Source organism: Rhodococcus sp. 06-418-5, assembly GCF_002258285.1.
GTDB lineage: Bacteria > Actinomycetota > Actinomycetes > Mycobacteriales > Mycobacteriaceae > Rhodococcoides.
Genome location: NZ_NOYE01000009.1, coordinates 386638 through 394108 on the forward strand (window position 1 = coordinate 386638; position 7471 = coordinate 394108).

Annotated in this window: 7 protein-coding genes; 5 read left to right on the forward strand and 2 right to left on the reverse strand. The window is 65.7% G+C overall.

Annotation, left to right across the window (positions count from 1 at the left end; genetic code table 11):
• Positions 1–77: 77 nt before the first annotated feature.
• Both CH274_RS05600 and CH274_RS05605 read left to right on the forward strand, forming a co-directional pair.
• Complete coding sequence (locus CH274_RS05600; protein ID WP_256993477.1) at positions 78–1097, forward strand: type IV toxin-antitoxin system AbiEi family antitoxin domain-containing protein; 1020 nt, start codon at positions 78–80, stop codon at positions 1095–1097.
• An 89-nt stretch (positions 1098–1186) separates the two neighbouring features.
• On the forward strand, positions 1187–1456 hold the full coding sequence (locus CH274_RS05605; protein ID WP_032396085.1) for a hypothetical protein: 270 nt from the start codon (positions 1187–1189) through the stop codon (positions 1454–1456).
• Here CH274_RS05605 and CH274_RS05610 read toward each other — a convergent pair.
• Complete coding sequence (locus CH274_RS05610; RefSeq protein ID WP_094656934.1) at positions 1449–3362, reverse strand: dipeptidyl-peptidase 5; 1914 nt, start codon at positions 3360–3362, stop codon at positions 1449–1451. The two genes, CH274_RS05605 and CH274_RS05610, sit on opposite strands and share 8 nt — an antisense overlap.
• A gap of 101 nt (positions 3363–3463) precedes the next feature.
• On the opposite strand from CH274_RS05610, the gene CH274_RS05615 reads away from it, so the two are divergent.
• Positions 3464–3691 carry a DUF3263 domain-containing protein gene (locus tag CH274_RS05615; RefSeq protein WP_094656830.1) on the forward strand — a complete coding sequence of 76 codons (228 nt, stop codon included), beginning with the start codon at positions 3464–3466 and terminating at the stop codon, positions 3689–3691.
• Positions 3692–3698: 7 nt separating this feature from the next.
• Here the strand turns inward: CH274_RS05615 and CH274_RS05620 are convergent, their stop codons facing one another.
• A complete protein-coding gene (locus tag CH274_RS05620) occupies positions 3699–4403 on the reverse strand; it encodes an SOS response-associated peptidase (protein WP_094656933.1) in 705 nt (234 codons plus the stop codon).
• A gap of 101 nt (positions 4404–4504) precedes the next feature.
• Here CH274_RS05620 and CH274_RS05625 point away from each other — a divergent pair, with 101 nt between their 5' ends.
• The gene (locus tag CH274_RS05625) at positions 4505–5755 is read left to right on the forward strand and encodes a pyridoxal phosphate-dependent aminotransferase (protein WP_094656829.1); all 1251 of its coding nucleotides are present in this window, start codon (positions 4505–4507) and stop codon (positions 5753–5755) included.
• Positions 5756–5970: 215 nt separating this feature from the next.
• Positions 5971–7329 (forward strand): YibE/F family protein, encoded by a 1359-nt coding sequence (locus tag CH274_RS05630; protein ID WP_094656828.1) that lies wholly within the window; start codon positions 5971–5973, stop codon positions 7327–7329.
• The last annotated feature ends 142 nt before the right edge of the window (positions 7330–7471 follow it).

Below are 7471 nucleotides of genomic sequence, written 5' to 3' on the forward strand. Positions count from 1 at the left end.
ATCCACAGGCACACCGGTTATCCACAATCTGCCGAGTGGGGGTTGTCGAAAGCGATTGCGCCCGAGAGCATTCGTTCATGACCCGCATCGTCTCGCGATCCGACGCACTCTCCCGCGGCATTTCCGACGCAGAGTTGCAGCGCTACTGCCGAACGCGAGCGTGGCGTCGACTCCGTCCAGGACGGTTCGTCAGCAGAGACGAATTCGACGCACTGCCCAGGGAAGACAAGCATCGGGTCATCGCCGAGGCGGTGTTCGACGCGACCATCGCTCCCGATGCCGTGGTCAGCCATGTGAGCGCAGCGATATTCCATGGTCTCGACGTGTGGAATGCCGACCTGAGCCGGGTGCACATCACCCGCAATCGTGCCCGGGGCGGCGGTCGTAGCAGTGCCGTTCGAGCAGTGCACACCTCGCCGTACACCGACGAAGAGATCGTCGACCTCGGCGGTGTGCGTGTCACCGGTCCGGCGCGCACGGTTGCCGATTGCGCTCGCACGCTTCCGTTCGAGACGGCCGTCTGCATCGCGGACTTCGCTGCGAGAACCCGCGGGATCACCTCCGAAGATGTTGTCGCAGCGCTGGATTCATGTCCGAACCATCCAGGCAACCGGATGGCGCGCCGAGTCGCGGAATTCATGGACGGCCGGTCCGAGAGTGTCGGGGAGTCACGTGCCCGAGTAGTGCTGCATCAGCTGGGCTACACACCGCAGCTGCGGGTGCCGATCACGGACTCCCGCGGTTTCGTCGGGCGCGTGGATTTCGATCTGCCCGACCTCGAGACCGTTGTCGAATTCGACGGCAAGGTTAAGTACGGACGCTACGTGCCCGAAGGGAAGTCTGCGGCCGATGTGTTGTGGGACGAGAAGCGTCGCGAGGATCGCATTCGCGCAACCGGCCGCCAGATGGTGCGCATCGCCTGGTCGGATCTCGATCACCCCGAGCTCGTCGATCGGATGATCCGCGACGCTGCCGACAGAGCCGCACGAGGCAACGTAGGCAACCTGGGCAACCTGGGCAACCGAGCGACCCTTCTATCGACCGCGCGCCCCTCGTCGCGTCGAAACAGGGGCGCGCACCCTGCACAAGCGGTGTGAGGTTGCCGAGCACCCCCCTCGAAAGTGCCCGAATCGGACACCGTGAGTATGGTCGGACCCGAAGGCGTACCGACAAGTAGGGAGCAGGCATGACCGACGACGCGGACAAGCTCTTTCGCCGCTACGACGAGTGGTGGACGGCGTTGACCCCCGACGACCGAGCACACGTCGAGCAGTGCTGCGAGTCCGGCCGCACCGACGAGCGCCTCTGTGCCCTCATCCTCGAGAACGACGGCCCGTCCAAGGCAGCGTTCGAGGTGGGCAGCAGGTTGTCCGAGGGCAACAGCAAGTACTGCGCCATCCCCAGCGCGCTCCTCGAATTTCTGGAAGCGAAGCGCGCGCACCCACCACTCAGCTAGCGGGACGCCACAACTGCAGCTCCGGGATTCCGGGCGGAGTGAAGCCCATCACCTGGCCGTAGAAGGACAGTTCTGATTCCCGCGCGTTCACCTGCGTTTCCAGTTTGCGGAATCCGTGCGACTCGCCCGCATAGGCCAGGTAGGCGTGCGGAATTCCCTTCTTCACCATGGCATCTCGGAACCGCTCGGCCTGCGACGGCGGCACGATCGGATCGTCGAGCCCCTGCAACAACAGCACCGGGCAGGACAGTCCGTCGACGTTGTTGACCGGCGCGCGGGTGCGGTACAGGTCGATTGCCTCGGGCAGAGGTCCGATGAGCCCGTCGATGTAGCGGGACTCGAAGTCGTGGGTCTCGGCGACGAACAGCTCCAGCTCGGCGACGCCGAAGTACGATGCACCGCAAGCGAACACGTCGGAAGACGTCAGCGCGGCCAACACCGTCCAACCCCCTGCGGACCCGCCTTCGATGGCCAACCGGCGTGGGTCGGCGAGCCCGCTGTCGGCCAGACCCTGCACCGCGGCGATGGTGTCTTCGACGTCGACCACTCCCCACTGCCCGCGCAGCCGGTTGCGGTATTCGCGGCCGTATCCACTCGACCCGCCGTAGTTCACATCGACGACGCCGATGCCGCGGCTGGTGAAGTAGGCGAACAACGGGTTCAGAGCAGGGGCGACGTGCGCTGTCGGGCCGCCGTGAACGAACGCGACGTACGGCGGCAGTTCACCGTCCAAGCCCTCGTACGACGGGTTGCGCGGCGCGTAGGTGATGGCGTGCACCTCACGGTTTGGCCCCTGGAATGTCACCTGACGTCCCTCGGGCAGGTATGCGCTGTCGGGTACGGATTCGAAACCCGAACGTACCGAGGTCAATTCGCCGGATTCCAGGTCGAGGGCGAACAACCCCGCTGCCACCCTGGCTCCACCGCACTTGAGGAGCACCGTCGACCCGGCGCGCCCACCGAGCCCCACCGAGGTCACACCGTCGAGCGTGATGTCCTCCAGTGCCCCGGAGGCAGGATCGAGCACCGCCAACGTGTCGGTGCCGACGGTGCGCACGGTGAGCAGCTTCCCGTCGTCCAGCACCGAATACCAGATCGACCCCAACCGCCACAGCGGAGCCCCGAAGTCGGCGTCGAGCGTCACCAGCGGAGTCACCGAACCGTCGAGCGTGACCGAATACAGGTTCCACCAACCACTTCGATCGCTGATGACGTACAGCGATTCGTCGTCGATCCATTCCGGCTGCATCACCGATTCCTCGGTCGAACCGAGCAGCACCGTCCAGGACGACGGATCGGCCAGCGAAGCCACGCGCAATTCGGTTCCGTCCCAGGGCATCTGCGGATGGTTCCAGGCGATCCAGGCAATGCGGGTGCCGTCGGGCGAGAGTCTCGGGAACGCAAGGAAGTCCGAGCCCGCCACCAGCGAACGCACCCCACCGCCGCCGAGATCGATGGCCACGATGTCTCGTGACACCGCGCCTGCGTCGTGCATCTCACGAACTGCGATCACGTCGGTGCCGACCACCGAGAGATCGCCGTACCGAATGGCCGACGCCACAGCAGGTTTCGGAGTCAGCGGTACCGGTGCCCCGCCGGGGGTGAGTCGGTAGACGCGTTGATCGGAGAACTCGGCGAACACCAGGTCTCCGTCTGCCGTCGCGGTCCAGGCTCCCCCGCCGTATTCGTGGACGCGGGTGCGGGCGTTGAACGGTGCGGGCAGAATGGGCTGCACTTCGCCGTCGACATAGCGGCAGATGGCCGTCCTGCCCTGCTCGGCGGGCCGCAGTTCCGACCACCAGATCTCGCTGCCGACGAAGCAACCACCCTCGACGGGGTGGCCCGCCGAGGACAGATCTGCTGCGGTGATGGGCGAGGGCCAGGATCCGAAGGCGAGTGCGGTCACCCCGACCACCCTAGTGAACTGACGCGCACGTAACGCAGTGTTCACCGGCTCTTCAACCGTGACCCGGATGATGGGAGGCAAGTAATACGAGGGGGAACACCATGCGCCGGACCACTACCCATTCGGTGGACCACGAGATTCTGACATTCGGCCGAACCTGGCGTGGGTACGGCGGTGGCAGCGACGAGGACATCTACGTGGCATTCGGCGTCGACGCGCGTACCTACTTCCAGCGACTGCGTCGCATACTGGATTCGCCGGTCGCCGAGGAGCTGACGCCGGACGAACGGGCCGCGATCGCCGACATCTGCCGGTTGCGACTCGGCTGAGCCACCCCTACACCGGCGTCAAGAGCTCCGGGCTGTTGTTCTTCACGCTGTTCACCGCGGTACTCACCTCGTAGGGCTCGAGCCGTGGTTCCGGGATCGCGGCCAACAGGTCTCGCACGTCACCGAGGTCCGTCACCGCAGGGTCGAGCCAACTCGCGCGCAGATCCGGCGGGAGCACGACGGGCGAGCGATCGTGGATGTGGCCGAGCGCGTCGGCGGCAGGCGAGGTGAGCACGGTGACCGACCAGACCCAACGTGCTTCGTCGTCCTCGGCCTTGGTGGGGTCTCGCCACAGCTCGTACAACCCGGCCATCGCGAGCACGCCGTCCTGGTGCAAGAAGTACGGCACCTTCGCTCCGTCGCGCTTCTCCCACTCGTAGTACCCGTCGGCAGGGACGATGCATCGCCGACGGCTTGCCGCCTTCTTGAACGACGGCTTCTCGGTGATGGTCTCGGATCTGGCGTTGATCAGTCGGGAACCGATTTTCGCGTCCTTTGCCCACGACGGAATCAGGCCCCACCGCGCCGACCGCAGTTGCCGCACGGCGTCGGCCTCGGGTTCGTCCTTCGGCGACCGTTCGAGCACTGTCCGCACCGTCTGCGTGGGGGCCACGTTGTACGACGGTGGCACCTCCGCACCGACGGTCTCGGCGATGTCGAACACCGCCTGCAGGTCGCTGTCACTCCGGGTACTGGCATACCGTCCGCACATGGAACGAGATTGTTCCACCCGGCACCGACAACGCGCTCGAACAACCCCGCGCGAAACAACCTCGTGGAAACCGATACCGCCCACCTGGCACGATGTGACGGGTGACCACTCCGCAGATCCACTCCCAGCCGCGTTATCGCACGTTGCAGCAATCGACCAAGCTGCAGAACGTGCTGTACGAGATCCGCGGACCGGTACACGCCCATGCCGCCCGGCTCGAGGCCGAGGGGCATCGCATCCTCAAGCTCAACATCGGCAATCCGGCACCGTTCGGATTCGAGGCCCCCGACGTGATCGTTCGGGACATGATCGCGGCGCTGCCGGTGGCCCAGGGGTACTCGGAGTCCAAGGGCATCCTGTCGGCGCGACGGGCCATCGTGACGCGCTACGAGCTCGAACCGGGTTTCCCCGAGCTCGACGTCGACGACATCTATCTGGGCAACGGAGTCTCCGAGCTCATCACGATGACGATGCAGGCGTTGCTCGACGACGGTGACGAGGTCTTGATCCCGGCCCCGGACTACCCGCTGTGGACGGCGATGACGACGCTGTCCGGTGGCAAGGCCGTGCACTACATGTGCGACGAGGAGAACGGGTGGAATCCCGATCTGGCGGACATCGAGTCCAAGATCACCCCGAAGACCGTCGCACTGCTGGTGATCAACCCGAACAATCCGACCGGCGCGGTGTACTCGAAAGAGGTACTGCAAGGCCTCGTCGATCTGGCGCGCAAGCACCAGCTGCTGTTGCTCGCCGACGAGATCTACGACCGGATCCTCTACGACGACGCAGAGCACACCTCGCTGGCGAGCCTGGCTCCCGACCTGCTGTGCCTGACGTACAACGGCCTGTCCAAGGCGTATCGGGTGGCCGGGTACCGCGCCGGATGGCTGGCGATCACCGGACCGAAGGCCCACGCCGCAGGTTTCATCGAGGGCATCGACCTCCTCGCGTCGACGCGACTGTGCCCCAATGTGCCTGCGCAACATGCCATTCAGGTCGCACTCGGCGGATATCAGAGTATCGAGGATCTGATCCTGCCCGGCGGCCGACTGCTCGAGCAGCGCGACGTCGCGTGGGAGAAGCTCAACGCGATCCACGGCGTCTCGTGCGTCAAACCGCGGGGTGCACTCTATGCGTTCCCGCGACTCGATCCCGAAGTCCACGAGATCTACGACGACGAGAAGCTCGTCCAGGATCTGCTGCTGCAGGAGAAGATCCTGGTGGTTCAGGGCACCGGATTCAACTGGCCCGGCCACGATCACGTGCGCATCGTCACGCTGCCGTGGGCACGAGATCTGGCCGTGGCAATCGAGAGGTTCGGCAATTTCCTCGCGTCGTACAAGCAGTGAGACACGAAGTTACCGAAAAGTAGTTGAAAGTGATGCACAAAACATCGGGGCGATCCCGCCTGAACGACGAATGATCTGTACATTGGCGGACGGCACTTCGGTGCCCGCGAGCCCTGGTCGTACCCCTCCCCCCCGGGTCGGTCAGGTGGTGGCGGGGGACGCCCCCCCCTGCTCCCCGCCACCGAGCTCCTCGCATCGGCCACTAGCCTGACACCGTGGAATCACACGGCAGTCCTTCCGACGGCAGTAAACCGAGCCTCGGATCTCATGTGGGTCATGGTCACGGTCACGGCCACAGCGACTCACCGGTGCCGTTGGGACCGGTGGCGGCCAAGGTGGTCGTCGGACTGCTGGTCGCCATAGCCATCGCCGTGATCGGCGGGGCCGTCGCTCTGTGGCCCAGCCAGCAGAGCATCGACATCCCGCTGCCGTTCCAGACCGCAGGCGGTGGCGCGGTGTCCACCGAGGCAGGCACCATCACCTCGCAGAGCATCGGGCCGTGCGGAAGTCCCGACGCAGGCCGGGCGTTCACCGGCGACCCGACGCCTGCGGTCAACGACTCGTACGAATGTCAGCGCAGCATCGTCGACATCACCACCGGTGCCGACGCAGGCAAGCGCACGGTACTCGAGATCGCGCCCGGGCCCGGCCAACCGAGCCTGAGCGCCGGTGAGGACATCCGGCTGGTCGTACAGACCGACCCCGCCGGTGGAGTCCGCTACTCCTTCAACGACTACTCCCGCGGACTGCCGCTGGCGCTGATCGTCGGCGTGTTCGCCGTGGTCATCTGCGTCGTCGCGCGCTGGCGGGGATTCCGTGCACTGGTCGGGCTGCTCATCGCGTTCGCCGTGCTGGTGGTGTTCATGCTGCCCGCCCTGCTCGACGGTGCACCCGCCATTCCGGTCGCCCTCGTCGCCGGGGCGGTGATCCTCTACGCCGTGCTGTATCTGGCGCACGGGGTGAATCTGCGCACCAGCTCGGCGCTGCTGGGCACTCTGACCTCCATGGCGGTGGCGGCGGTGCTGTCCTACATCGCCATCCGTATGACCCACCTGACCGGGTTGTCCGAGGAACAGAACACCGCCGTACAGACGTACATCGGCAACGTCAGCGTCACCGGCCTGCTGTTGGCAGGCTTCATCATCGGCTCGCTCGGAGTGCTCAACGACGTGACGATCACGCAGGCCTCGGCCGCCTTCGAGCTCGCCTCGGTGGACGAGACGGCGTCGCGGCGCGAGATCTTCACCGCCACGATGCGGGTGGGGCGTGACCACATCGCCAGCACGGTCTACACGCTCGTGCTCGCCTATGCCGGTGGCGCGCTGCCGCTGCTGCTGCTCTTCAGCGTCGCCGACCGGTCCATCCAGGACGTACTCACCGGCGATTCGGTGGCCATCGAGATCGTTCGGTCCGCGGTGGGCGGTGTGGCGCTGGCGTTGTCGGTTCCGCTGACCACAGCGATCGCTGTGCTGTTGGCGCGGCCGATCACCGTCGTGGGAACCTCGAACCGAGCAGAGCGCCGGGCCGCGGTACCTACCCGCAAGACCCGGCGCTCCGGCCGCCACAGTGCGTAGAGCGGCTTCGCCCCATGTGAGCAGAAGTTCGTAGTGGGCTACGTGTTGAGTCCGGAGACATATGAGACACGAGATGTCCAGGGACATGTGACACACGGGCTGTGGTGATACTGCGGGGCACTGTGACCGGCCATAGCGGAGG

Bases quoted from the DNA above. Each gene is read 5' to 3' on its own strand.
- CH274_RS05600 (WP_256993477.1), top strand. From the start codon at position 78: ATGACCCGCATCGTCTCGCGATCCGACGCACTCTCCCGCGGCATTTCC.
- CH274_RS05605 (WP_032396085.1), top strand. From the start codon at position 1,187: ATGACCGACGACGCGGACAAGCTCTTTCGCCGCTACGACGAGTGGTGG.
- CH274_RS05615 (WP_094656830.1), top strand. From the start codon at position 3,464: ATGCGCCGGACCACTACCCATTCGGTGGACCACGAGATTCTGACATTC.
- CH274_RS05620 (WP_094656933.1), bottom strand. From the start codon at position 4,403: ATGTGCGGACGGTATGCCAGTACCCGGAGTGACAGCGACCTGCAGGCG.